This is a genomic window from Paenibacillus sp. CECT 9249 (assembly GCF_918697855.1).
In the GTDB taxonomy this organism is placed as follows: domain Bacteria; phylum Bacillota; class Bacilli; order Paenibacillales; family Paenibacillaceae; genus MSJ-34.
In genome coordinates, this window is record NZ_CAKKLI010000107.1 from 1 (window position 1) to 1281 (window position 1281).

1 protein-coding gene is annotated in these 1281 nt (G+C 48.1%); it reads right to left on the minus strand.

The features are described 5' to 3' along the window. Nucleotides 1-46: 46 nt before the first annotated feature. The gene (locus tag LQ229_RS26915; protein WP_216541466.1) at nucleotides 47-1267 is read right to left on the minus strand and encodes an IS256 family transposase; all 1221 of its coding nucleotides are present in this window, start codon (nucleotides 1265-1267) and stop codon (nucleotides 47-49) included. Nucleotides 1268-1281 lie beyond the last annotated feature (14 nt).

Below are 1281 nucleotides of genomic sequence, written 5' to 3' on the forward strand. Positions count from 1 at the left end.
GGTCAAGTCCATTATTGTGTGTAAAATGATCCTCGTTGAGATTGTGCTAGCCAATCCGAACTACTTTTGAATCACCTTTTTTCCTGGTCTTGCGCCATTCGAGGAACTCTGCCATATCGAAATATTTCCTGCTTGTAGACCATTTCTCGTCCTGCTCCATTAACAATGCTCCAAGAAGTCGGAGAGCGGACTCACGGTTAGGAAAGATACGAATCACACGTTCTCTGCGGCGGATCTCACTGTTTAAACGTTCTACTGCATTCGTGGTGCGCGTGCGCTTCCGATACGCCGCAGGGAGCATGAGAACAGCTGTAGCATCGTCAAATCCAGCTTCTAGAATGTCCATTGCTTTCGGAGCTTTCTCTTGAAAGGTATGGACCGTTTGCTCTAGCAGAGTTCGTGCAGTTTGTACATCGGCAGCATCTAAAATGGAGCGAATATGGGCCTTCATTTCGTTTTTCAGGACTTTTGGTGCAGCATCAAGAATGTTTCGCATAAAGTGAGTTTGGCATCGTTGCCATGTCACTCCTTGCATGTGCTGTCGAACCGCTCGTACGAGCCCGCCGTGATGGTCACTGGTAATGACTTCGACGCCTCGCAGTCCACGCTGTTTGAGGTGAGAAAAGAATTCACCCCAGCTGGCCTCCGACTCCGTATCGCCGATCATCATGCCAAGCATCTCTCGTTTTCCTTCTAGATTAATGCCGTTGGCAATCATTACGCCTCGCGAACGTACACGCCCGTCCTCGCGCACCTTGATATATAGTGCATCTACGATAACAAACGGATAGTCATCTGTTAAGGGACGATTATTCCAAGCGGTGACGATAGGGTCGAGTTTCTTACAGAGGTCGCTTACAGTCGATTTCGAGAACTCCGTGCCACACAGTTCTTCCGTAACGAGCGTCACCTTACGAGTCGACACACCGTTAATAACCATCTCCATCAGCGCGAGAACTAAAGCTTGTTCACTTCGTTGGTAGCGAGAAAAGAGTTCGGTTGAAAACTTGCCGTCCCTAAAACGGGGTACCTGAAGCGTTATGCTGCCTACACGGGTTGTTAAGGTATGCGGATACGTCCCATTCCGATAACCGAGCCGTTCTTCCGTTCTCTCATACTTCTCAGCTGCCAGTTGTTCAGACGCTTGAGCCTTCAGCACCTGATTTAGTACGGATTCTAACAATGCTGATACCCCCGAATCTTGAGAATTCCCTAAAAACAACTGATGCAAAAGTTTGGAATCTAGGTTAATCTGGTATTGAGCCATAACAAAATCCCCTC

What these genes read in the sequence shown, in the direction of transcription:
- LQ229_RS26915 (WP_216541466.1), bottom strand. Translation starts at nt 1,267, where the DNA reads ATGGCTCAATACCAGATTAACCTAGATTCCAAACTTTTGCATCAGTTG.